The organism is Halobellus captivus (genome assembly GCF_007655485.1).
GTDB lineage: Archaea > Halobacteriota > Halobacteria > Halobacteriales > Haloferacaceae > Haloquadratum > Haloquadratum captivum.
On record NZ_VJXQ01000002.1, the window covers coordinates 548,746 to 572,045 of the forward strand.

26 protein-coding genes are annotated in these 23,300 nt (G+C 65.1%); 11 read left to right on the forward strand and 15 right to left on the reverse strand.

What is annotated here, in order from left to right; genetic code table 11:
* Positions 1-4 precede the first annotated feature (4 nt).
* The 3 genes from FJT57_RS08080 to FJT57_RS08090 all read right to left on the reverse strand — a co-directional run bounded on the left by FJT57_RS08080 (position 5) and on the right by FJT57_RS08090 (position 2,777).
* A complete protein-coding gene (locus tag FJT57_RS08080; RefSeq protein WP_144903950.1) occupies positions 5-1,378 on the reverse strand; it encodes a sodium-dependent transporter in 1,374 nt (457 codons plus the stop codon).
* A 167-nt stretch (positions 1,379-1,545) separates the two neighbouring features.
* Positions 1,546-1,791, reverse strand: coding sequence for a hypothetical protein (locus FJT57_RS08085; protein WP_144903952.1), 246 nt, complete (start codon positions 1,789-1,791; stop codon positions 1,546-1,548).
* A gap of 29 nt (positions 1,792-1,820) precedes the next feature.
* Positions 1,821-2,777: a zinc-binding dehydrogenase gene (locus FJT57_RS08090; RefSeq protein ID WP_144903954.1), complete on the reverse strand. Its 957-nt coding sequence runs from the start codon at positions 2,775-2,777 to the stop codon at positions 1,821-1,823.
* Between the two features lie 171 nt (positions 2,778-2,948).
* Between FJT57_RS08090 and sucC the strand changes: the two genes are divergently transcribed.
* Both sucC and sucD read left to right on the forward strand, forming a co-directional pair.
* Positions 2,949-4,094, forward strand: a complete 1,146-nt coding sequence (sucC, locus tag FJT57_RS08095) for an ADP-forming succinate--CoA ligase subunit beta (RefSeq protein WP_144903956.1) — start codon at positions 2,949-2,951, stop codon at positions 4,092-4,094.
* The gene (gene sucD, locus FJT57_RS08100; RefSeq protein WP_144903958.1) at positions 4,091-4,960 is read left to right on the forward strand and encodes a succinate--CoA ligase subunit alpha; all 870 of its coding nucleotides are present in this window, start codon (positions 4,091-4,093) and stop codon (positions 4,958-4,960) included. The genes sucC and sucD overlap by 4 nt, the downstream gene beginning before the upstream one ends.
* A gap of 58 nt (positions 4,961-5,018) precedes the next feature.
* Here sucD and FJT57_RS08105 read toward each other — a convergent pair whose 3' ends face one another.
* Positions 5,019-5,408, reverse strand: a complete 390-nt coding sequence (locus FJT57_RS08105) for a type II toxin-antitoxin system VapC family toxin (RefSeq protein WP_144903960.1) — start codon at positions 5,406-5,408, stop codon at positions 5,019-5,021.
* 1 nt (position 5,409) lies between these two features.
* On the reverse strand, positions 5,410-5,646 hold the full coding sequence (locus tag FJT57_RS08110) for an antitoxin VapB family protein (RefSeq protein WP_144903962.1): 237 nt from the start codon (positions 5,644-5,646) through the stop codon (positions 5,410-5,412).
* 95 nt (positions 5,647-5,741) lie between these two features.
* On the opposite strand from FJT57_RS08110, the gene FJT57_RS08115 reads away from it, so the two are divergent.
* Positions 5,742-6,179, forward strand: coding sequence for a CBS domain-containing protein (locus tag FJT57_RS08115; protein ID WP_162524318.1), 438 nt, complete (start codon positions 5,742-5,744; stop codon positions 6,177-6,179).
* Positions 6,180-6,271: 92 nt separating this feature from the next.
* On the forward strand, positions 6,272-7,384 hold the full coding sequence (locus tag FJT57_RS08120) for a DUF7350 domain-containing protein (RefSeq protein ID WP_144903966.1): 1,113 nt from the start codon (positions 6,272-6,274) through the stop codon (positions 7,382-7,384).
* Positions 7,385-7,419: 35 nt separating this feature from the next.
* On the opposite strand, the gene FJT57_RS08125 is transcribed toward FJT57_RS08120, so the two are convergent.
* Entirely contained in the window at positions 7,420-7,653 is a 234-nt protein-coding gene (locus FJT57_RS08125) for a hypothetical protein (protein ID WP_144903968.1), read from the reverse strand.
* A 235-nt stretch (positions 7,654-7,888) separates the two neighbouring features.
* Here FJT57_RS08125 and mch point away from each other — a divergent pair, with 235 nt between their 5' ends.
* A complete protein-coding gene (gene mch, locus FJT57_RS08130) occupies positions 7,889-8,833 on the forward strand; it encodes a methenyltetrahydromethanopterin cyclohydrolase (protein ID WP_144903970.1) in 945 nt (314 codons plus the stop codon).
* A gap of 9 nt (positions 8,834-8,842) precedes the next feature.
* A complete protein-coding gene (locus FJT57_RS08135) occupies positions 8,843-9,331 on the forward strand; it encodes a hypothetical protein (protein ID WP_144903972.1) in 489 nt (162 codons plus the stop codon).
* A 42-nt stretch (positions 9,332-9,373) separates the two neighbouring features.
* Here FJT57_RS08135 and FJT57_RS08140 read toward each other — a convergent pair whose 3' ends face one another.
* The 3 genes from FJT57_RS08140 to FJT57_RS08150 all read right to left on the reverse strand — a co-directional run bounded on the left by FJT57_RS08140 (position 9,374) and on the right by FJT57_RS08150 (position 13,197).
* Entirely contained in the window at positions 9,374-10,675 is a 1,302-nt protein-coding gene (locus tag FJT57_RS08140; RefSeq protein ID WP_144903974.1) for a M48 family metallopeptidase, read from the reverse strand.
* A gap of 178 nt (positions 10,676-10,853) precedes the next feature.
* Positions 10,854-12,470 (reverse strand): GTPBP1 family GTP-binding protein, encoded by a 1,617-nt coding sequence (locus FJT57_RS08145; RefSeq protein ID WP_144903976.1) that lies wholly within the window; start codon positions 12,468-12,470, stop codon positions 10,854-10,856.
* 163 nt (positions 12,471-12,633) lie between these two features.
* Positions 12,634-13,197 carry a J domain-containing protein gene (locus FJT57_RS08150; RefSeq protein ID WP_144903978.1) on the reverse strand — a complete coding sequence of 188 codons (564 nt, stop codon included), beginning with the start codon at positions 13,195-13,197 and terminating at the stop codon, positions 12,634-12,636.
* Between the two features lie 103 nt (positions 13,198-13,300).
* Between FJT57_RS08150 and FJT57_RS08155 the strand changes: the two genes are divergently transcribed.
* Positions 13,301-13,735 (forward strand): acyl-CoA thioesterase, encoded by a 435-nt coding sequence (locus FJT57_RS08155; RefSeq protein WP_144903980.1) that lies wholly within the window; start codon positions 13,301-13,303, stop codon positions 13,733-13,735.
* Between the two features lie 22 nt (positions 13,736-13,757).
* On the opposite strand, the gene FJT57_RS08160 is transcribed toward FJT57_RS08155, so the two are convergent.
* Positions 13,758-14,519 carry an SDR family NAD(P)-dependent oxidoreductase gene (locus tag FJT57_RS08160; protein WP_144903982.1) on the reverse strand — a complete coding sequence of 254 codons (762 nt, stop codon included), beginning with the start codon at positions 14,517-14,519 and terminating at the stop codon, positions 13,758-13,760.
* 170 nt (positions 14,520-14,689) lie between these two features.
* On the opposite strand from FJT57_RS08160, the gene FJT57_RS08165 reads away from it, so the two are divergent.
* On the forward strand, positions 14,690-15,034 hold the full coding sequence (locus tag FJT57_RS08165; RefSeq protein WP_144903984.1) for a hypothetical protein: 345 nt from the start codon (positions 14,690-14,692) through the stop codon (positions 15,032-15,034).
* A gap of 84 nt (positions 15,035-15,118) precedes the next feature.
* Here the strand turns inward: FJT57_RS08165 and FJT57_RS08170 are convergent, their stop codons facing one another.
* On the reverse strand, positions 15,119-15,925 hold the full coding sequence (locus tag FJT57_RS08170; protein ID WP_144903986.1) for a TrmB family transcriptional regulator: 807 nt from the start codon (positions 15,923-15,925) through the stop codon (positions 15,119-15,121).
* Between the two features lie 379 nt (positions 15,926-16,304).
* Between FJT57_RS08170 and FJT57_RS08175 the strand changes: the two genes are divergently transcribed.
* Positions 16,305-17,102 (forward strand): TrmB family transcriptional regulator, encoded by a 798-nt coding sequence (locus FJT57_RS08175; RefSeq protein WP_144903988.1) that lies wholly within the window; start codon positions 16,305-16,307, stop codon positions 17,100-17,102.
* A 285-nt stretch (positions 17,103-17,387) separates the two neighbouring features.
* Positions 17,388-17,549, forward strand: coding sequence for a DUF7838 family putative zinc beta-ribbon protein (locus FJT57_RS16640; RefSeq protein ID WP_203229127.1), 162 nt, complete (start codon positions 17,388-17,390; stop codon positions 17,547-17,549).
* A 23-nt stretch (positions 17,550-17,572) separates the two neighbouring features.
* Here the strand turns inward: FJT57_RS16640 and gcvPB are convergent, their stop codons facing one another.
* The 4 genes from gcvPB to gcvT form a co-directional block, all read right to left on the reverse strand.
* A complete protein-coding gene (gcvPB, locus tag FJT57_RS08180; RefSeq protein ID WP_144903990.1) occupies positions 17,573-18,994 on the reverse strand; it encodes an aminomethyl-transferring glycine dehydrogenase subunit GcvPB in 1,422 nt (473 codons plus the stop codon).
* Positions 18,994-20,340, reverse strand: a complete 1,347-nt coding sequence (gene gcvPA / locus FJT57_RS08185) for an aminomethyl-transferring glycine dehydrogenase subunit GcvPA (RefSeq protein WP_144903992.1) — start codon at positions 20,338-20,340, stop codon at positions 18,994-18,996. The genes gcvPB and gcvPA overlap by 1 nt, the downstream gene beginning before the upstream one ends.
* A 115-nt stretch (positions 20,341-20,455) precedes the next feature.
* On the reverse strand, positions 20,456-20,836 hold the full coding sequence (gene gcvH, locus FJT57_RS08190) for a glycine cleavage system protein GcvH (protein WP_144903994.1): 381 nt from the start codon (positions 20,834-20,836) through the stop codon (positions 20,456-20,458).
* A complete protein-coding gene (gene gcvT / locus FJT57_RS08195; protein WP_144903996.1) occupies positions 20,836-21,924 on the reverse strand; it encodes a glycine cleavage system aminomethyltransferase GcvT in 1,089 nt (362 codons plus the stop codon). The genes gcvH and gcvT overlap by 1 nt, the downstream gene beginning before the upstream one ends.
* Positions 21,925-22,110: 186 nt before the next feature.
* On the opposite strand from gcvT, the gene FJT57_RS08200 reads away from it, so the two are divergent.
* Positions 22,111-23,289: a mechanosensitive ion channel family protein gene (locus FJT57_RS08200; RefSeq protein WP_144903998.1), complete on the forward strand. Its 1,179-nt coding sequence runs from the start codon at positions 22,111-22,113 to the stop codon at positions 23,287-23,289.
* Positions 23,290-23,300 lie beyond the last annotated feature (11 nt).

Consider the following 23,300-nt stretch of genomic DNA (forward strand, 5'->3'; position numbering starts at 1 on the left):
GCGTCTACAGCGGCGGGATGATCGCGGGGCTCTCCGCGAAGAACAGCGTCTGAACACCGAGCGCTAGCGTGAGCAGGACGCCGAGAACGACGACCGTTCGGACGAGCCACAGCCACGTCAGGCCGACGCCGTCACCCAGCGACGATCCCGAGAGGAGTTCCTCGACGGCCGGGCGGCCGTACACCCAACCGATGAAGAGGAGAACGCCCAGGACCGACAGCGGGAGCAGCAGTTGGTACGCGAGCGTGTCGAACCAGGTGAGCCACGACGTGTTCCACGCCGAGGGAATACCGAGCAGGAAGATGAGTCCGCCGAGCCCGGCGGCGACCTGTGGACGGCGCGCGCCGTAGTTGTCGACGACGTACGAGGTGACCACTTCGAGCAGGCTGATCGCCGACGACAGCGCCGCGATGAGGACGACGGCGAAGAAGGCCGCGCCGACGAAGCGACCCGCGGGAAGCTCGGCGAACGCGGTCGCCAGACTGACGAAGAGCGCACCCGCGCCGCCGCTGCCGGGTTCGATCCCCTGCACGAACAGCAGCGGGATGACGACGAGACCGGCGAGGATACCGACCGCGCTGTTGAACACGACGACGGTGACGCTGTCCCCGAAGAGGCTCTGATCGTCGCCGACGTAGGACGCGTAGGTGATCATCGCGCCCATTCCGAGCGACAGCGAGAAGAACGCCTGGCTCACGGCGAAGGGAATGATCTCCGTGAGCGGCCCGCTAAAGGACGGAAGGGGATCGAACGAGACGCTCAGACTGAGCTGTGAGAGGTCGGGCGAGAGGAAGTAACTGTAGCCCGGTCCCGCCCCCGGAAGGGTGAACACCCACACGGCGAGGGCGCCGAGGATGACGACGATGCTCGGCACCATCAGCTTCGTCGCCTTTTCGATGCCGTCCTCGACGCCGCTCGCGACGATCGCGACGACGAAGATCATAAACAGCGCGTGGAGCGCGAGCGCCTCGGGTCCGGCCGAGACCTGCCCGAAGTAGCCCGCCGGGTCGGCGAAGTAGCCGCCGGTGAGGCTCCCGCCGATGTAGCGGAGCACCCACCCGCCGACGACGCTGTAGTACGACAGGATCCAGAAGCCGGTGGCGACGCCGAGGACGCCGACCCACTTCCAGGAGCGGTGTCCCAGCTTCTCGAACGCGCTGATGGCGTTCAGGTTGCTCTTTCTCCCGATGACGAACTCCGCGAGCATCGCCGGGAGCCCGATCCCCAGTGCGGCGACCAGATAGACGACGAGGAACGTCGCCCCGCCGTACTCGGAGGTCTTGAAGGGGAACTGCCAGATGTTTCCCAATCCGACCGCCGAGCCGACGGCGGCGAGGATGAACCCCGCGCGCGTCGCCCAGGTCTCTCGTTGACTCATGTCGGCTCGATCTAATCAGTGGGGAAGTGATAAGACACGCGATTATCGGGCGCGCCCGCTGCGAAAAGTGAACACACACGTCTCAAAACGGACAGTTCTGTACGTTCGTCGATAGTGGTCTAACGCCTCTGTATCGATGGCCAGCGCGTCGGAGCGAACAGCCGAGGCTACGCTCCGAGATACTGGTTCAGTTCGCGGAATTGCTCGGACGAGAGGATACCCTCGGTATCGAACGCATCGAACCGCTCGAAGTCGTCGTCGATCGTCAGCACAGTGTTCACGCCCTCGTCGATTGCGGCCCCCGCGTAGTACCCGTCCCGTCCGCCGACATTCGCATCGCTGGCCTGAGAGAACGCGTTTCGGACGACGCTGTGGGTGATTTCGTCGTACCAACGGAACCGTTTCGCATCCAAGAGATTCTGTAGTCGACGACGCGAACCGCTTACAACGTGACGACTAACTTCCCGACGAAGCTGTCCTCCAGAACGGCCCGCTGCGCTTCTGCGGTCTCGTCGAGGGCGTACGCCCCGTAGATCACGGGTTCGACTTCGCCGCGGGCGCAGAGATCGGCGAGTCGTTCCAACACCGCGCCGATGTCGTCGGCGTTGTACATCGACATGAACTGATAGCGGATCTCTTTGCCCTTCGTGATCCCGATATCGTCGAATGAGCCACTGGAAGTGTCGTTACCGATTCCGATTACGCGCGCGCCCGCGTTCGCGACACTCGCGTTGAACTGGAGGTACTGATCCATATGCAGATCGACGACGACGTCCGCGCCGCCCGCGTCGACGACGGCGGCTTCGAGATCATCGCGCGTGTAGTCGAAGACCTCGCTCGCGCCGAGCGCTTCGAGGTCCTCTGTGTACTCGGACGAGGCGGTCGTGTGGACGCGCGCGCCCATCGTCTCCGCGAGTTGGATGGCGACGTGACCGACGCCGCCGCTGCCACCGTGGACGAGTACCGTCTCCGCTGGCTCGGCGGCCGCGTGGTGGACGAGCGCCTGCCACGCGGTCGTGCCGACGAGCGCGAGCGCCGCCGCGTCCGCGAAGTCGACTGCTTCGGGTAGGTGTGCGATGAGGTCCGTGGGCGCGGCGACCGCTTCGGCGTACGATCCGGGGCGTCCGTTTCCGAGACCCGTTCCGAACACGCGGTCGTCGATATCGAACTCCTCGACGCCGTCGCCGACGGCCGCGACAGTGCCCGCGACGTCGGAGCCGCCGATGAACGGGAGGTGTGGAACGGGGTACGCGCCCTCGCGGAAGTACGTGTCGACCGGGTTCACCGCGGCGGCCTCGACGTCGACGACGACCTCGCCATATTCGGGTTCGGGCTCGTCGACCTCGTCGACCGTCAGTACGTCGGGTCCGCCGTGCTCGTGGAATCTGACTGCGCGCATTGCTGTGAGTTTGGAGAGGGCGATCATAAAATCGGTCGGAACTGCACGGCTGCGAAGCTGGTGTTTCACTCCCGGTGTCACCGAGTATATCGGTTCAAATCGCCGGTGAACCGAGTACGCCGAGAATAATATCGACGGGCTTTATGCGCGCGCACGCCGGAGTTTCGCACGATGCGCTTACACGAATATCAGGCGAAGGACGTCTTCGCCGACGCCGGTATTCCGGTACCCGAGTCTCACCTCGCGACGACTGTCGAGGAGGTCGTCGAGGCGGTCTCGGAGATCGGATTCCCGGCGGCGATCAAGGCACAGGTACACGTCGGCGGACGGGGCAAGGCCGGTGGGATCAAGATCGCGACCGACGAGGCGGAGGCCCGACAGTACGCCGACGAGATCCTCGGAATGGACCTCAAAGGCTACACCGTCGAGAAGGTCCTCGTCGAGGAGGGGGTCGACTTCGAGAACGAACTCTACGTGGGGATCACGATGGACCGCGGCGAGGGCGAGCCCGTCGCGATGGTCTCTACTGAGGGCGGTGTCGACATCGAGTCCGTCGCCGAGGAGACGCCGGACGCGATCGCCCGCGAGCACATCGATCCCGCGTTCGGCCTGCACCCCTACCAGGCGCGGAAAGTCGTCTACGACGCTGAGATTCCTCGCGACGTCGCAGGCGACGTCGCTTCGATTCTCTCGACGCTCTATGACCTCTACGAGTCGAAGGACGCCTCCGAAGTCGAGATCAACCCCGTGATGATCACCGCGGACCGCGAGGTCATCGCCGCGGACGCTGTGATGAACATCGACGAGGACGCGCTCTTTCGGCAACCAGACCTCGCCGAGATGGAGGACGAGGCTGCCGCGGACGACCTCGAAGCCAAGGCCAACGAGTACGGCTTCGACTACGTTCGGCTCTCGGGCAACGTCGGCATTATCGGCAACGGCGCGGGCCTCGTGATGACGACGCTGGACCTCGTCGATCACTTCGGTGGAACGCCCGCGAACTTCCTCGATATCGGCGGCGGGGCGAAGGCCGAGCGCGTCGCGAACGCGCTGGATATGGTCTTCGCCGACGAGAACGTCGACGCGGTCGTCTTCAACATCTTCGGCGGCATCACCCGCGGCGACGAGGTCGCGAAGGGAATCAACGAGGCGCTCGAATCCTTCGACGAGATCCCGAAGAAGGTCGTCGTCCGACTGGCGGGGACGAACGCCGAGGAAGGAATGGAGATTCTCAACACCGACCTCGTCGAGGTCGAAGCGACTCTCGAAGACGCGGTGCAGCGAGCGGTCGAAAACGCACAGGAGGCAGGACAATGAGCATCTTCGTCGACGACGACACGCGCGTTGTAGTACAGGGAATCACCGGTGGGGAGGGCAAGTTCCACACCGAGCAGATGATCGAGTACGGTACGAACGTCGTCGCTGGCGCGGTCCCCGGCAAGGGCGGTCAGGAGGTTGCGGGCGTCCCCGTCTACGACACCGTCGATCAGGCGGTCGACGCCGAGGACGCCGACGCGTCCGTGGTGTTCGTCCCGCCCGCGTTCGCGGCCGACGCCGTTTTCGAGGCGCTCGATACCGATCTCGACCTCGTCGTCGCGATCACGGAGGGAATCCCGACCCAGGATATGGCGAAAGTGAACAAGCGCCTTTCCGAAGTGGATACCCGTCTCATCGGACCGAACTGCCCCGGGATCATCACGCCCGGCGAGGCCAAGTTGGGCATCCTGCCCGGCAACATCTTCGAGTCCGGAGACGTGGGACTCGTCTCGCGCTCGGGCACCCTGACGTACCAGGTCGTCTCGAATCTCACTGAAAGAGGAATCGGCCAGACCACCGCCATCGGCATCGGCGGCGATCCGATCATCGGCACGTCGTTCGTCGACTCGTTGGAGGCCTTCGAGGCTGACAGTGAGACGAAGGCGGTCGTGATGTGCGGCGAGATCGGCGGCGAGGACGAAGAGCAGGCCGCGAAGTTCATCGCGGAGAACATGGACACGCCGGTCGCGGGCTTCATCGCCGGGCGCACCGCGCCGCCGGGCAAGCGGATGGGCCACGCGGGCGCGATCGTTTCAGGTTCCGGGACCGGAACCGCGGAATCGAAGATCGACGCGCTCAACGACGCGGGCGTCCCCGTCGGCGACACGCCGAACGAAGTCGCCGACTACATCGAGGACTTCCTGTAACTGGCCGTTCGGTCCCGAACGCCGTTTTTCTATGCTGTCGTACCCAGTACGTCGAAGTTCAGTACGTGACTACGTCGATATCTAGACGCTCGAAGTCATCGACGTTCCGCGTGAGGACCGGCTCTTCCAACACAGCCGCAGTCGCCGCGATGATCACGTCACCGTCCCCGACCGGCGTTCCCTCGTTCTGCAGTTCGCCGGAGAGTCGGCCAGCCTTCCGCATCACAGCGGTATCAGCGGGATAGATCGGTTTTGATTCGAGGATTTCTTCGACTGTATTGCGTTCGGACTCTGTGTCCATCGCTCGCGCGACACCGTAGTACAACTCGAACAGCGTCATCGACGAAATCCGCTGTTGGACGAGATCGCGCTCCACCTCGCGAGCTTTCTCAATGGCCCCCTCGTCGCCATTCATCAAGTCGATGAGAAATGCCGTATCGAGGAGCACCCTATGCCTCCCGCATCCGCTCTGCAATCGCTTCGAGTTCCTCGCCGCGTCGCCCTCGCCGCTCGGAGACCGCTTCTCGGAGTGCGTCGGTTTCCTCATCGCTCAGGATTCCCGCGAGGTCGAGGAGCGATCGTTCCCCGGCCAACCGGAGAACGACCTCTGAAAACGTCTCGTCTTCGCGTTTGTGCGCAGCGAGACGATCGTACGCCTCCTCGGAGAGGCGGATACTTTTGGACATATGCATACGGTTGTATGCAGACGAACAAAGTACTTTCTCCGGGAGATTGCCGGACGGGCGCAATCCGTTATGTGATATCGATTGAACGTTCGGTAATGCGCGTCAGCGACATCTGCTCGTCGACGGTTGTCACGGTGGACCTCGGCGCGTCGCTCGCCGATGCCGTCGGGGAGATGCTCGACGCGGACGTCGGGAGCGCGGTCGTCACCGACGACGGCGCGCCGGGTGGAATCGTGACCCAGCGCGACGTGTTGGAAGCGACGCACCGCACCGGTGAGTCGCTGTCGTCGATCGGTGTCAGGAGGGCCGCGAGCGCGCCGCTGATCACGATCGGTCCCTCGGCGACGATGCGGCGTGCAGCGGAAACGTTGCGCGAGAACGACGTTCACCGGTTGGTCGTCGTCGACGGGATCGACGTCGTCGGTATCGTCTCGACGACGGATCTCATTCGGAACTACGCCGGACTTCGCGAAGCCGAGCGCAGACGCGCGGATGCGGAGTACGACTGGCTCACGCGCGAGGATGTGCGGTGACCCGACGGTTTTCCGACAGCTTCGGTTCGTTCGCTGAGAGCGAGAACCTTCGGAACCGTCATCACTGTCGACGCGTAACCTGGCATCGAGAGATGGAACGTCCTCGAAACCCGTCGTCGCGATCGAGCACGACCCGGCGAGCGTTTCTCGGCGGCGTCGCCGCCGGTGGAGTGGTCGGCACTGCGGGTTGTCTTCAGGCGCTCGGCTTTCAGCGGGAGTCGGCGTGGCGCGATCCGCCGCTGGCCGCCGACCGTCCGGACGCGGTGTACGTGCCCGCGGTCACCGAGGGGATGGGAATGTACGGACGGACGACGACGGGTCGGTACGGCGTCGCGCTCACGTACTCCTACCCGCACCGCTTCTGGACGCTCACGGGCAGTGAAACGTCGAAGACGGTCGTCGAGGCTGACGACGACGTCCACCTGATGGTGTCGCTGTGGGACACGGAAACCGAACAGGTCCTCCCCGTCGATTCGGGACTGACGATCGAGATCCGGGACGAGGGCGGGATCGTCACACAGGAGGTCGCCTACCCGATGCTCTCCCAGCAGATGGGGCTGCACTATGGCGACAACTACGCGCTCGCCGGGGAGGGCGCATACGAGGCGCGGATCCACGTCGGCGGGATTTCGACGCGACGAACCGGCGGATTCGAGGGCGCGTTCGAGTCGCCGGAGACTGCGACGATCCCCTTCGAGTTCCACGCCGACGATTTGTCCGCAATCGAGATTTCGGAACCGGACGGTGCGGGGGAGCGCGGGGCCGTGCCGCCGATGGAGATGCACGACGCTCCGGTCGGCCGAGCCCCGGACGCGGCGTCGTTGCCGGGGCGGCATCTCGGGCGGGCGACCTCGGGCGACGTCGTCTTCGAGGCGTTCGTTGTCGACAACGAGGAGGTTCCCGGGCGGTCCGAGGGGGAGTCGTATCTGTACGTCTCGGCGCGGACGGCGCACAACGGGATCCTGCTGCCAATGATGGGACTGGCGGCGACGCTGACGCGCGAGAACGAGACTGTATTCGACGGTAGATTGACGTCCACGCTGGATTCGGAGATCGGCTACCACTACGGTGCGGCCGGATTCGATGCCGACGTGCGGGCGGGCGACGAGCTCACGATCTCAGTCACGACTTGGTCGCAGATCGCCCGTCACGATGGCTACGAGACGGCGTTTTTCGCGTTGGACGACGTCTCTGTGAGAGCCTGAAGCGGGCCCGTCACTCGTCGAAAACGATTTCGAGCTCAGTCGAGGTCGGGTTCGGGGTCTTCGTTCCCCATCCCGCCTCGCATCGCCTCGCGCTCGTCGGGTTCGTCGCGACCGAAGTAGTCGACGAGCCAGAGGACCGCCCCGACGATGATGAGCGCGATCCCGATCAACGAGGTCGGCGGCGCGGGGATGAAAAACAGGACTGCGCCGACGAGGATCATCATCCCGGGACTCAACCAGGCGACCCATTCGCGTGCTGTGTGTGGCATCCTTCGAACCATAGCGGAACGCACGACCGAGACCGTATTTGTAATGAACGCAGTTCGAAAAGTGACGGTGCCCGTAACCGAACCCCCGATCGCGTAAGGACCACGTACCCTCGCGCCACACACGATATCGAAAGCGACGGTCTGTGAACACCGGAAAGGGTGATTCGGCGCGGTACCGGTGGCTTTCTCGGCCACACAACCAACGTCTTTACCGTATCACGCCCAACCACCGGGTATGGATTCGATCAACCGGATGGCCATCGAGCTCGTCGACGAGGCCATCGACTTCGCGGGCGAACTCCGCGTCGTACCGCACGAACTCGACTCGGGGGCGACCGTCCTCGACTTCGGGGTCGACTCGCCCGGCGGCGTCGAGGCCGGAATGCTGCTCGCCGAGATCCAGACCGCGGGTCTTTCGACGGTGCAGACGCGGATGGACGACGTCGCTGGCGCGCCGACGCCGTACGTCGAACTCCAGACGGACCACCCCGCGCTCTCGCTGCTCTGCTCGCAGAAGGCGGGCTGGGAGCTGACCTTCGACGACCCCCCGTTCGACGGACTGGGGTCCGGTCCGGCCCGCGCGCTTGTCGCCGAGGAAGACGAGTTCCACGCGATGGAGTACTTCGACGAGTTCGACCTCACCGTGCTCTCCGTCGAGAGCATCGACCTCCCGAGCGATCGGATCGCCGAGCACGTCGCCGATCGCGCGGGTGTCGAGCCCAGTGCCGTCTTCCTCCCGGCGTACGCGACCGGGTCGACCGTCGGTAGCGTCACGGGGGCCGCCCGCGCGGCCGAACTCGCGCTCTTCAGACTCTTCGAGCTCGGATACGACGTCCATAACGTCCAGTCGGCGTTCGGCTCAGCCCCGATCGCTCCCGTCAGCTACGACGAGAGCGTCGCGATGGCCCGCACCAACGACGCCGTCGCCTACGGCGGCGAAGTACATCTGACCGTCACCGAGGACTTCGACGACTTCGATCGAGTCCCCTCCAGCGCACGCGAGGAGTACGGAACGCCGTTCGAGGCGATCTTCGACGACGCGGAGTGGGATTTCTACGAGGTCCCCGAAACGATCTTCGCGCCCGGAAAGGCGACGATCGACGTCGTCGACGGCCCCACGCACGTCCTCGGCGACACCGACGAGGGGCTCTTGGCCGAGTCGTTCGGCTACCGATCGTAGGAGGCCGCTATGCGATTCAAGCTCCTCCCCGAACTGCCGGATTCCCTCGACCGCGTCGCCGACGCCCAGCGCGCCGTCCCGCTCGTTCCGGGAACCGAGGACGACTGCTGCGCCCGGCTGATGCGTCGACTCGGCTTCCCCAGCCGCGACGTGGCGCGAACGTGGCTCACGTTCCTGCGGGCGCTCGAGCTCGCCGCCGAAACGCCGTCGGGATTCGTCCGCGAGTCGACGGAGCCGACGCCCGAGCACCTCCGGTCGGCGTTTCGAGAGCGCGTCTACGGCGCGCGGGAGGTCCTCGATGGTCTCGACACCGACGAGCCCCGAACGGTCGACGAGGTGTTCGACGCGTTCGAGGAGCGCGTTCCCGTCTGGGAGACCCACCGCGCCGCTGGCGACTGGCGCGACGTGTGGCGCGAGCGCGTCGAGCGCATCCTCGGATGGGCGGTCCTGCTCGGCCTGGCGGACGAGCGGGACGACGGATACGTTCGCGTCGAGTGACTCGACCACGGGAATTCCGGGTCGCGCTCGGTCATCGAGAAATCACGTCGCCGACGGCGGGACGTCGGCGTCGGGATCGCCCTCACCGGAGGCCTCCGCGCCGTACCGCTCGCGAAGCCGACGAATCCGCTCGGGGATCGGCGGGTGCGTCAGATGGAACGCGGCGTAGGCGGGGTGCGGGAACGGATTGCTGAGGTTCTCGCCTGCGAGCGTCTCCAGCGCCCGCGTCATCGATTCGACCTCGCCCATCGTCTCGGCGGCGAAATCGTCAGCCTCGCGTTCGTGCGCCAGCGAGAGCCGGTTCGTCAACGGTGCGGTGAGCGAGAGCAACGGCCCGGCGTACAGGAGGCCGATCCCGAGCGCGGCGTACGTCTCCGCGGGGAGGCCGAACGCTTCGTACACCCACGCCGAACTCGTCACCCACCACAGGAACGCGAAGACGACGGCCATCTGTACCGCCGACGCACCGATCTGCTTCCAGATGTGTGCCTTCTTCCAGTGGGCGAGTTCGTGGGCGAGCACGGCCTGAATCGCCTCGCGGTCCATCTGCTCGACGAGCGTGTCGAAGAGGACGACGCGCTTCGCTCGCCCGAAGCCGACGAAGTAGGCGTTCGAGTGCGACGACCGCCGACTCGCGTCCATCTCGTAGACCTGCTCACAGGAGAAGCCCGCGCGCTCGAAGACGTCCTCGACGGCCTCTCTGAGCGCCCCCGATTCGATCGGCTCGAAGTCGTTGAACAGCGGTGCGATGACGCGGGGATACAGCACCATCATCACGAGCGAGAAGCCGACGACGAGCGCCCAGCCGACGACCGGCCAGCGCGTGGGAAGCGCCTCCACGGCGAGGAGGACGCCGCCCGCGACGATACCGCCGATGACGAGGGCGACGACCGTTCCGACGAGGAGATCACGCAGCCACAGCGTGAGCGTCCGGTTGTTGAACCCGAAGCGCTCCTCGACGACGAACGTCTCGTAGAGGTCGAAGGGGATCGAGAGAAGTCGGCCCGCGAGGACGGCCCCTGCGAGGAGGAGCACGCCCTGCGCGACGCTCGAAAGTCCGGTTTCGGACAGTGCCATCGCCGCGTCGCCGTAGAGTCCGGAGACGACGACCGCGAGAACGGCGAGCACGCCGAGCCACGACTGTCCGTTCGAGAGGAGCGTCTTCGAGCGCTGGTACGCCACCATCTCCTCGGGATCGTCGACGCCGAGCGACGACCGAATCCACTCGTCGGCGTCGCGGACGGCGCGAGCGCCGTAGCGGAGATTCAGCCGGTCGAGTACCGATTCTAAGAGCTGCACGCCGCCGAGAAGGGCGACGAGTGCGAGCGCGGGCGCGGAGATCATTACTGCTGACTCGGGCCCCGCGGGACTTCAACGTCGCGGGCGCACCGGTGTGAACGTCGCGGGCGAGTCGATGTGAACGCTGCGGGCGAATTTATGTGTACGCCGCGGGCGAATCAATGTGAACGCCGCGAGCACGACGTAGCCGATCAAGGTGACGAGGCGGTACAGAAACGAGCCGCTACGACGTCCCACCGACGTCGACGACGGTGCCGACGCCCTTCGACCGGCCCTCGCGGAAGACGAACCGCTGGCCCTCCTCGACGAGATACGGCCGGAACTTGAACTCGACCGTCGCGGTCCCCGTGTCGCCGGGGAGGAGCTGTCCGCCCTCCGGTTTGAAGATGACCGCCTCGCTCACCGTTTCGAGGTGTACGACTGGCTCGTAGCCCTCGCGGATCCGCGTCGGATGGTTGAGCACCATCACCTCCGCCTCGAAGGAGCGGACGGCGGTCGGGTTCGCCTCCGGCGAGAGCAGCGCCATTCCGCGCTCCATCTCCGCTTCGCGGACGCCTTTCAGGGCGATACCGACGATCCGACCCGCCTTCGCCCGGTCGACGCGGTGGTGGTGCATCTCGATCGATCGCACCTCGACCTCGCGGAAGGAGCCGTCCGGCATCGGGCCGAGCAGCAGCTCGTCACCGGCCTCGACGCTCCCGGCGTTGACGGTGCCGGAGGCGACCGCGCCGACGCCCGTCACCGAGTACGTCCGGTCGATGTACATCCGGAAGTCCGCGCCGGACTCCCGCGTGGTCTTCGGGAGCCGCTCGAACATCGCATCGAGGTCGTCGAGCCCGTCCATCGTGACCGCGCTGGTCGTGAGGACCGGCACGACTGAGTCGCTGATCTCCTCGACGGCGGCGTCGACGCCGTATCGGTCTGCCCGGAGGGGAGTCCGGCCGACGTCGCGGAGCAGCCGCTCTACCTCGCGTTCGACGGATTCGAGCCGCTCCTCGTCCACTGCGTCGGCCTTCGTGATCGCGACGATCGTCGGCAGTTCCATCGCGAGCAGGATGCCGAGGTGCTCCCGGGTCGTCTTCGTGGGGCCGTCGTCGGCGGCGACGACGAGCAGGCCGTAATCGAGCCGCTGGCCGACGAGTCCGCGGATCGTCGTCCGTAGCCACGGCTCGTGGCCCACGGTGTCGACGAAGGAGACCAACCGCTCGGCCTCCTCGACGACGCGCGCGCGGTCGGACTTTCGATGTGGGTTGTCCATGTGGACCGGGCTGTCCGCCGTGAATCCGTAGACCGCATAGGAGAGGTCCGCCGAGAGCCCGCGTTCGACCTCGTGGGGCTGGACGTCGAGGAATCCGCGGGTCTGGCCCTGCCCGTCGTCGGCGGTACCGGTCACGAGCGAGCCGACGAGCGTCGATTTCCCGTGGTCGACGTGGCCCGCGGTCCCGACGACGATGTGGTCGTCGTCGACGTCGAGCATCGCGCCCTCCTGGAGGGTCGCGACGCCGACGAGTCCCCGATCCGCCTCGTCGCCGACGCCCCACGTTTCGACGTCTTCGATGTGTGCGCCCGCCTCCTCGGCCAGGATGGAGAGAACGTCCATCGATTCGGAGAAGGCGTCGGGTTCGATGCCGGCGATTCCCCCGTCGTCGGTGACGCCGACGACGTAGGTCGCCGTGCCGTCGCCGGAGAGCACGCGGTGACGCAGTTGCGCCGCCAGACTCTCCAGGCGACCGTCGGCGAGGTGGAGCTCTCGCGAGAGCCGCTCTTTGAACTCGACGCTGCCGCCCTCCTCCTCGCCGCGCTCGAGGGCCGATTCCAGAACGGCCCGATCAGCGCTCATAGCCGCGGATAGGGAACCGCCTATTAAAACCCTTTTCGTGGTGTGAGTTCGCGTGTCACAGTAGGGCTATTGCGGTAGCGGATCGGCGAATCTACGCGGGATGGTTTGTCGCAGAACTCGTTGCCGAACGCGAACAGCGGTAGCCAGGCGAACGTCCGCCCGCTCACTCTTTGAGCCGTTCGTACGCGCGGTTCACGCGCTTGAACTGCTCCTCGTCGCCGCCGTCGGCATCGGGATGCGCCGTCTTCACCCGCTCGCGATAGGCGGCTCTCACCGCGTCGGCGTCGGCGTCGGCGTCGAGGCCGAGCGTCCGATACGCCTCCGCGAGTGTCGGTTCGGTCGGGTCGCGTCGCCGGTCAACCCGTCGCCAGTCATCCCGTCGCCGGTCACTCTGCCGCTGACTGCCTCGTGCCCGGTTTTCGTGTCCGCGGCTCCCGGTCGCTGCTCGTCGACCGGGGCCGAAGCCCTCGAAATCACCCGGACCGCGTCCGGCCGCGTTCGCGCTCCGGCGGCGCTGACGTCGCGCGCCCGCAGCGCTCGCGGTCGTCCGCTTGATCCGCTCGCCGAGGCGACCGCTCGCGTGGTACCAGATGAAGTACGTCGCCGCGGCGAAGATGCTCGCGAACAGCAGGAGCAGCGGCTGATAGGCGATTCCGAGAACGACGAAGAGCACTGTCGTCCCGGCGAGCACCGCCGTAATTCCGATGGCGAGTCCGTCTTCGTCCACGGGCGAACAAGGCGATCGAGAACCGTAAGCGTCCCGGCGTTCCTCGATCGGACGTCGAAGCCGAGGCGACAGAACAATGATCGGCGTCGCGAAACCTCTTCCTATGATCCCCCTCGAGGAGACCTACATCGAGAATCGGGTGCTCGTCCAGCCCAACGACACGAACAACAACGACACGGCCCACGGCGGCAACGTCGTCAAGTGGATGGACGAGGTCGGCGCGATGTCGGCGATGCGCTTCGCGGGCGAAACCGTCGTCACCGCGAATATGGAGAGCGTCGACTTCCACCGGCCGATCCCCCGCGGCAACGCCGCGCTCATCAAGTCGTACGTCTACGACGCGGGCACGACGAGCGTGAGCGTCTACCTTCGGGTGTTCAGCGAGAACCCGCTCACGGCCGAGACCGAACTCACCACGGAGTCGCACTTCACCTACGTCGCGATCGACGACGACAACAGACCGACCCCCGTGCCCGATCTCGAAATCGACAGCGAACGGGCGATCGAACTCAGAGACGCCGCCAACGGGGAACACTGACGGAACTCGGGGAATCAGCCGCTCATCGACTCAGATAGCCGCCTTCGACGCCGAGCGCCTCGCCGGTGACGAACGACGCCTCATCGGAGCAAAGCCAGCAGACCGCGTCCGCGACTTCCTGGGGCGTGCCCAAACGATTCATCGCGTGTAACCCCTCGATCTGCTTGCGCATCTCCGGATCCGACGTGATTCCGCCCGAGTCTAACAGGGGCGTCTCGATGAAGCCCGGACAGACGGCGTTGATACGGACGCCCGTCTCGCCGTTCTCCAGCGCGGCCGTCTTCGTCAGGCCCAACAGGCCGTGCTTCGCCGCGACGTAGCCCGACGACGAGGCGAAACCGACCTGGCCCAGGATCGAGGAGTTGTTGACGACGGCCCCGCCGCCCTGCGCCTGCATCTGTTCGATCTCTGGCTTCAGGCAGTTGAACACGCCCACGAGATTCACGTCGATGACGGTCTGCCAGTCGTCGGGATCGTAGTCGGTGATCGGCGTCTGCGCGCCGCCGATCCCGGCGTTGTTGAACGCGAAATCGAGCCGCCCGTACGCGTCGACCGCGACGTCGACCATCCCCCGCGTCGCCTCGGGATCGGTGACGTCGGTCTCGACGAAGCGCGCGTCGCCACCGGCGTCCTCGATAGCCTCGACGGTCGCTTCGCCACCTTCGATATCGACGTCGGCGACGACGACGCTCGCGCCGCGCTCGGCGAACTCGATCGCCGTCGTTTCGCCGATGCCCGACCCGCCGCCCGTGACGACTGCGACCCTGTCGATGAACGAACCCATAGTGAAAAATCACAGTGGTTTCGCAAAAAAGTGACGGGGAAGAGAGAGAGAATATCATCGAGATAGATGCGCTACCTTCACAAATTGGCATTCACTCGTGTGATCACAACACGCTCTCCCGTGAAATTGTGTGCGCCTTACGCTACTGGAGCGAAAAATAACGACAATAGATGAGAGAACAGATCGTCACGGAATCATTTGATTCCCAACTCGAAGCGCTATCACACGTCGAGCGTCGTCGGTTGCTCGTAGCACTATTGAAGGCGACGCGGAACGACGGGACGCCGATCGATGCCACTGAGATCGAATCCGACGCCGACGTGAGTGAGCTCTCGATCCGAATGGCTCACGTTCATCTGCCGAAGTTGACGGGAGACGGATACGTCGACGCCGCTACGAACGGATCGAGCCGAAGTCTCGACCGGGTGACTGTCGGGCCACGATTCGACCGGATCAGACCGCTTTTGGAACTCCTCGACGCTAATTCAGGGCAGTTGCCTGACGACTGGAGGTAAGGGAACGACGGATTCAGCGCCAGCTCATCGAACTCGTGCGGTCTCGTCTGGTCCCCCGAACGAGCAGCCCGGACATCGCAACGGCTATTTCCTGTGGGGATCACGCCCCGGAAACAACCCCTGCGAGAGCAGCCGCCGGGAGATCACGATGAGCCCGTTCCGGAACCCACCGCCGAAGATCGCCTGCTCCTCGCGCGTGTCGGGAACGATAGTGCTAACGAGAATGTTCGACCGATCCACGAGTAGCAGGCGGCCGATCGACAGTTCGTCACCGGACTCCCGCTCGGGGCGCAGCCATTCGAGCCCCGAGACGAACGTCGTCGCGTTCGGGAGCGCGTCCCGGAGGTGTTCTTCGAGCGATTCGGTCACGGCACCGACAAGGACGTCGACGTCCTCATCGAGGCCGTTCACGGTCTCGACCAGTTCCTCGGTCAACAGCGAGTCGTGGCCGAGGACCAACACGACCTCCTCGTGTCCGCTTTCGACGAGCTGATTCGATCGGTTCGCGATCGCGTCCGAACCGGACAGCGCCCAGATTTCCTGTACTGAATCCTCGTCGTCCGGTTCGATCTCACCCGCCGTTTCGAGGGCCTTTGCGAGCCGCTCGACGCGGGCCTCGTACTGGTCGCGAAGCGTCTCGGTCGCTTCCGCCAACGGAACCGCCCGAAAGCGCTGCGGGCTCGAGTGCTGAATCTCGACGAGCCCCTGCGCTTCCAACACCCGAACCGCGTCGTAGACCCGCGTTCGCGGCACGTCCGTTATCTCGCTGAGCTGTTTCGCGGTCCCCATCGAGAGCCGGGAGAGACCGACGAAACACTTCGCCTCGTACTCCTTCAGTCCCAGCTGTTGGAGCACCTCTGTTGCCTCCTCTAGTGCGTTTTCTGAATTCATGTGTCCCAACCGATAACCCGGGTTCTCCCCGAAGTCCTCAGAACGTCGCGCCGCTGGACAAATATGTGTTGTCACTACGGGAGGGACGCCGAGCCACGGTCAGCCGGACAGGTGACTGGGAACGCTGGCGATGACGACACCGGATGACTAGTTGTGAGGATGGACGTAACAAAATTCAAAGAAAGAGGTATCTTCGATACACGCCCACCTCGGCACGATACAGGATTCACTCGGTTAATCACAAAATCATTATAGGCAACGGGGCAGTAGCGTTCACCCGGCGTGCATCCCGGAATTGTGTCCCAACCACAACCCGCCTGCGCGCCGACTCGGTCACAGTTCGTGGCCGGGTTTTGCCGCGTCAGAGGCACAATCGCCTATGAGTTCCGATCCAATTGATGACCCGCAAACTGCGGCGATCGAGCAACTCGAACAGTTCGGACTGAGCGCGTACGCCGCGCGGACGTTCGTGGCGCTCGAGAAACTCGGAACGGGCACTGCCATACAGGTGAGTAGCATCGCCGACGTCCCGCGAACGCGGGTCTACGACGCCGTCGCAGAGCTGGGCGACAGGGGACTCGTCGACGTTCAGCACACCGTTCCCAAGGAGTTCTGGGCGATCTCGGCCGAGAGCACCGGCCGGAAGTTCGAGCGGGAGATGGCGCACCGAACAGCCACCCTGACTGCCGCGCTGGGCGACCTCGAACCCGTAGAGTCTCGGGACGAACAACGGGGAGTCTGGACGGTCGACGGACGGCCCGCGATCACGGATCGCGTCGTCGAGTTTCTGGAGACCGCGGAAGACGAGATCGTCTATATGAGCGTCGAGGAACTGCTAACCGGCGAGGTCGTCGACAGCCTACACGCGGCCGCTGATCGGGGCGTCGAGATTAAGCTCGCGGGACTTTCACCGACGGTCCAAGCGCGCCTCCAAGAGCGGATTCCGGAGGCCGAGCTGTTCGACTCGCTCTGGCTGTGGTCTGATACTCCGGCCGGGCGGCTGCTGATGGTCGACGGAACTGAGACGCTCGTGAGCGTCCTCATCGACGACGAGCAGTCGTCGGATTCGCAGCAGGAAACCGCCATCTGGGGGGCAGGCGAAACGAACAGTCTCGTCGTCGTACTAAAGGCGATTTTCACGTGGCGGCTGGGAGCGACTGGCGAGGAAGACTGCTGAATTCATAAGAACACAGCAGAGTGGAACAGAGTCGAGTCGCGGTCGAAGAAACGTCCGACAGATTCCGCTGCCGACAGCGACGAGGGGTGTCGAGAACGGTACGGTTGGGGTCGAAGGTGCTCCCGACCACGACTGTCGAAGCACTCGCGATGGCGACCGAGAAACAGCTCTAATCGGCAAATCTCTGGATCGTGTCACGGTCGATATCGCATTATAAGATATATCTCATCGGCTGCGGCCTTCCAAATCAGTATATTCAACACCGCCCACGCGAGATCTATGGGTATGAGCCTCGAACGGGAGTACGAGTGCCCCGAGTGCGGTCAAACTGGCTTCTGGAAAACGGCGTCGATGGAGCTGCACCTCGGCACGAAGACGAAGTGGCGCTGCAACGAATGCGGCTACGGCTTCATCGAGATCAACGGCATCAGCACCGCGAAAGCGTAATCGAGGGGGTTCGACGCCGGAGGTTACTCTTCTTCGCCGAGCGCGCGCCAGGAGAGCCGCGGGTTTCGCGCGGCGCGAGCCTGATCGATGCGTCCCGCAGTCGTCTTCGACGGCGCGGGTTCGAGTTCCGCGTCCGAATCGGCCATCGCGGCGTCGAACGCGGCCGCCAAGTCGTCCAGCGAGTCGAGACTCTCCGCCTCGGTCGGCTCTGTGAGCATCGCCTCGGGGACGAGTTCGGGCCACTTCGTCGTCGGCGGGTGGACGCCGTAGTCGAGCATCCGTTTCGCGACGTCCGCGGCGTCGCGATCGCCCGCCGTCGCGGCGAACTCGTGGTGGAACGGCCCGTAGGGGATGTCGTAGTCGATCTGTGAGGCGAGGTAGTTCGCGTTCAACACGGCCTTCGCGGAGGCGTCTTCGAGCCCCGAATCGCCGAGTCGGGCGATGTAGGCGTACGCCTTCACGAGGACGAGCCAGTTGCCCTGATAGCCGTGGACCTTGCCGATGCTCCGCTCGGGATCGTACAGTTCGTAGTGGCCTTCGCGCTCGCGGACCCGCGGGCTTGGGAGGAATTCGGCGAGTTCCTCGGTGACGCCCACCGGTCCGGCACCGGGGCCGCCGCCGCCGTGCGGCGTCGCGAACGTCTTGTGCACGTTGTAGTGCATCACGTCGAAGCCCATATCGCCGGGTCGAACGCGACCGAGCAGCGCGTTGAGGTTCGCGCCGTCGTAATACAGCAGCCCGCCCGCGTCGTGGACGATCTCCGCGATTTCGACGATGTCGCGCTCGAACACCCCGACGGTGTTGGGGTTCGTGAGCATCAGCGCCGCGGTCTCCTCGGAAACCGCGGCCTCCAGGGCTTCGAGATCGACGCGGCCGTCGTCGCCCGAAGGGAGTTCGACGACGTCATAGCCCGCCATCGCGGCGCTCGCGAAGTTGGTCCCGTGCGCCGACGCGGGGATGATGACTTCCGAGCGGTCGTCGTCCCGCGATTCGTGGTACGCCTTCGCGACGAGGATGCCCGTGAACTCCCCGGCGGCCCCGGCGGGCGGCTGCAGCGTCACCGCGTCCATCCCGCCGATCCGGGCGAGAGAGTCCTGCAGCCCGTAGAGCACTTCGAGCGTGCCCTGAACCGTCCCGTCGGAGCGATCCGGGTGAACCGCCCCGTTCGGGTCGGCTGCGACGTCCTCGGTGAACGAGGGGTTGTACTTCATCGTACACGAGCCGAGCGGGTACGGCCCGCTCTCGACGCTCCAGTTCATCTGCGAGAGCCGCGTGTAGTGTCTGGCCAGCTCGGGCTCGGAGAGCCCCGGCAGTTCGAGGCTGTCGCGGGTCAGATCGTCCGGCAACGGCGACGACTCGCCGACATCGACGGTCGTCGTGTCCTTCTCGGAGAGCAGCGGTTCGTACCGGTCGTCATCGCCGTAGCGTGCCTGATCGTAGTTCATTAGAGCGCCTCCTCGAAGGCCTCGACCAGCGCCTCCGTCCGCGCCGCGTTCACGTCGGTGACGCACACCTGTAGCAGGTGGTCGTCGACGACGTGGACGGCGAACCCGCTCGCTTCGAGATCCCGCGCGATCGCCGGGGCGGGCTGGTCGGTTCGCACGAGGAACTCGCGGAAGTGATGTCGGTCGTGGACGGGCGCTTTGACGCCTCGGAGCTCACTCAGCGCCGTCGCGAGCGATCCGGCCTCGCGGACGCACTGGCTCGCGAGGTCGACGAGGCCGTCGGGTCCGAGGTACGCGATGTGCATCGCGGTCCGCAGCGCCACCCACGCCTGATTCGTACAGATGTTCGACGTCGCGCGTTCCTTCCGAATGTGCTGCTCGCGCGTCTGCAGCGTTAGCGTGTACGCTCGCTTGCCAGCGGCGTCCTCGCTCGCGCCGACGAGACGGCCCGGGACTTGCCTGAGGAACGTCTCGCGGGTGGCGAATACGCCGAGCCCCATCCCGTAAGCGGTCGGGAGTCCCAGCGCGTCGGCCTCGCCGACGACGACGTCAGCGCCGACGCTGGCCGGTTCTTCGAGCAGGCCGAGCGCGACGACGTCGGTCCCGAGACAGAACAGCGCGTCGGCCCCGCTGGCGACCTCGCCGATTTCGGTGAGTCGCTCCTCGATCGTCCCGCGAACGGTCGGGTTCTCCGCGTAGATCATCACCGTCTCCTCGCCCGCGAGTTCCGCGAGCGCGTCGACGTCGACGATACCGTCGTCCATCGGGTACGTGTCGATTTCCAGACCGGTGCCGTCGACGTAGTTGTCGAGCACTTCGCGCTTGTTCTCGTGGATGACCTCGGGGATCAACACCGTCGATCCCGACGTCTGACGGACGCGTCCGGCGAGTCTGGCCGCCTCGCCCAACGCCGTCGCCGCGTCGTACATCGAGCAGTTGGCGACCGGGAGGCCGGTCAGTTCGACGAGCAGCGACTGGTACTCGAAGAGCGCCTGCAGGAATCCCTGAGTGATCTCCGGTTGATACTGCGTGTAGGAGGTCAGAAACTCCGAGCGCCGCGAGAGGTCCTCGACCACCGACGGCACGTAGTGTGAGTGGTGTCCCCGACCGAGGAATTCGGTCAACTCGTCGTTCTTCGCGAGCGTCCCGGACAGTTCCGCCCGAAGTTCGCGTTCGCTCCGCGGTTCGATTCCGAGGGCCCCGTCGAAGCGGACTTCCTCCGGCACGTCGAAGAGGTCGGCCTCGCTCTCGACGCCCACCGCTTCGAGCATTGCAGCCGTCTCCGCTGGCGTGTGCGGCGCGTACGGACTCCCGTCGTGGTGTTCGTGTCTGGATGTATCAGTCATCTCGTACACTTCCGAGTCGGACAGTGCTCACAACGCAGACCGGGGCGGTTCGCGCCCCCGACTGCGCTGCGTTGATTCGATCACAGATCGACGCGTCGGTCGTATTCACGGCCGTTCACTCGGTCTGTTCGCGGTATTCCTCGGCGGAGAGGAGGTCGTCGAACGCCGATTCGTCGGCGACGTCGATTTCGAGCATCCACCCGTCGCCGTAGGGGTCTTCGTTGACCAGTTCGGGCCGGTCGAACAGTTCCTCGTTGACGGCGGTGACCGTCCCCGAGATCGGCGCGTAGAGATCCGAGACGGCCTTGATCGACTCGACGACGCCGAACGCTTCGTTCTGCGTGATCTCGTCGCCGACGGCGGGCAGTTCGACGAACACGACGTCGCCCAGTTCGTCCTGCGCGAAGTCGGTGATGCCGATCGTTGCGGTCTCGCCGTCGGTGGTGGCGTATTCGTGCGACTCCTGGTACTTCCGGTCTTCAGGTACTTCGAACATTAGTTGTCCTCGATGAATGGCGTAGAGACGATTTCAGCGCGTTTCTCCTGGTCGCGAACGACGACCGCAATCTCCGTTCCGGGCGTCGAAAGCGACGACGGCACGTAGCCGAGGGCGATCGCCTCGCCCAGGGTCGGGCTCATCGTGCCGCTCGTCACGTGGCCGACGACGTCGCCGTCGACCGCGATATCGTAGCCGTGACGGGCGATTCCCCGCTCGCGGAGCACGAGGCCGACGAACGTCTCCTCGACGCCCGCGGCTTCGATCTCCGCCAGCGCGTCGCGGCCGACGAAGTCGGTGTCGAGCGCGACCGTCCAGCCGATCCCGGCCTCGTAGGGGGTCCGCGGTTCCGCGTCGGGGTCGAAGTCCTGCCCCGAGAGGAGATACCCCATCTCGGTGCGGAGCGTGTCCCGCGAACCGAGCCCACAGGGCGTACAATCGCCCTCGAAGGCGGACCAAAGAATCGGTGCTTCCTCTGTCGGACAGAGGATCTCGAAGCCGTCTTCCCCGGTGTAGCCCGTGCGCGCGGTCAGCGATTCGACCCCGTCGATTTCGGCGGTGACGACGTCACCCTTCGACAGGGACGTCACGTCGACGTCCGTCACGCGGTCGACCGTAGCTGCGGCGTCTGGCCCTTGTACCGCCACCATCGCCCACGCCTCGGTTTGGTTTTCGACAGTCGCGTCGAGATTCCACTGGTCACGGTAGTCGACCCACCGGTCGTGGATCTCCTCGTCGTGACCGGCGTTCGGGACGAAGAGGTACTCCTCTCCTTCCGGGAGCCGATATACGATCGTATCGTCGAGGATGATTCCCGACTCGTCGGTGATCGCCGAGTACTGCGATTCGCCCGGCGAGAGCCGGGTTATGTCGTTCGACGCGAGGCGTTGCATCAACTCAGTCGCGTCGGCTCCGCTCACGACGATCTCGCCCATATGCGAGACGTCGAAGATTCCGACGGACTCCCGAACGGCCGTATGTTCCGCCCGGATCGAGTCGAACTCGACGGGCATCTCCCACCCGCCGAACTCGGTGAACGTCGCCTCGGCGGCGTACGCGTCGTACAGCGGCGGCTTCCGAAGGGCCATACGTGAGCGTTGGTTCGCGGCAAGAAATGTTTTGGTATGTCGGCCGTGAACGCAGGTCGCTCCGAGCGCAGGTAAATCATATAGTGCTATAGTAAATTTAGTGAGTCCGATGTCATTCGCTTTCTGAGCACCGGGCGACTCCGTTCACCGGGAAACGGTTATCTCACAGAGCCGCCACCAAGTGGTATGATCGAACCGTTCATCCTCCTTTTTGAGGGGCTCTCGGCGATCGAAGCGACGGTCCTCGTCCTCGTCATCTCCGTCGCGGCAGCGGTCGTGATGGAATTCGTCGTCCTCAGACTCGCCACCCGGTACGTGTCGAACACCGAGACAGTCTACGACAACATCGTCATCTCGTCGCTCCGCGCACCGATGGTCGTTACCGCCGCGCTGGCTGGCGTGTACGTGCTCACGCAGGTCCCGTCGGTACGCTCGTCGGTCCTGCTCGATCCCGGGACCCTCGATGACCTGTTCGGGAAGCCGTCGCTCTCAGTCATCGTCCTCGTGTGGGCGTACGCCGCGAATCAGGTGGTGAACCGACTCGTCGCCGCCGTCAACGAGGAGGGCAGCCGGTTCGATTTCGCCCCCGTCTTTTCGAACGTCTGGACGCTGTCGGTTCTCGTCGGCAGCGCGGGGACGCTGCTGTGGCTCTGGGGGATCGAGATCACGCCGCTTCTGGGCGCCGCTGGAATCGCCGGTATCGCCGTCGGCTTCGCGGCGAAGGACACCGTCGCGAACTTCTTCGGCGGCATCGCCCTGTACTTCGATGACACCTACAAGCTCGGCGACTACATCGTCCTCGACGATGGCACGGCCGGGACCGTCATCAAGGTCGGCGTCCGCTCGACGACGCTTCTCACCCGCGACGAGGTGATGGTCACCGTCCCCAACGCCACCCTCAACGCGTCGAAGGTGACGAACGAGTCGGGCCCGCAGCGCCGCCGTCGCGTCCGGGTCCCCATCAGCGTCGCCTACGGGACCGACATCGACGCGTTCGAGGAACTCGCAATCGAGGTCGTGACGGCGGAGTCGCTCGTTCTCGACTCGCCGAAGCCGCGGGCGCGGTTTCGATCGTTCGGCGACTCGGCGCTGGAGTACGAACTCCTCTGCTGGGTCAATGGTCCCACGCGTCGGCGACGCGCGCAGCACAAGCTCAACCGCGCGCTGTACAAGGCGCTGAACGCGGCGGATATCGAGATCCCCTACCCGAAGCGCGACGTGACGGTCACCCGATCCGCGTCCGACTTCGTATCCGACGCCGCGGCCGTCGACGACGGACAGGCCACGACCGGCGCTGATCGGTCCGCCTCAACTTCCGCGACCGGGGCGGACAGAGACGGCCACCAGACGAACGGTTCGACGTAGGTGAGCGAGGT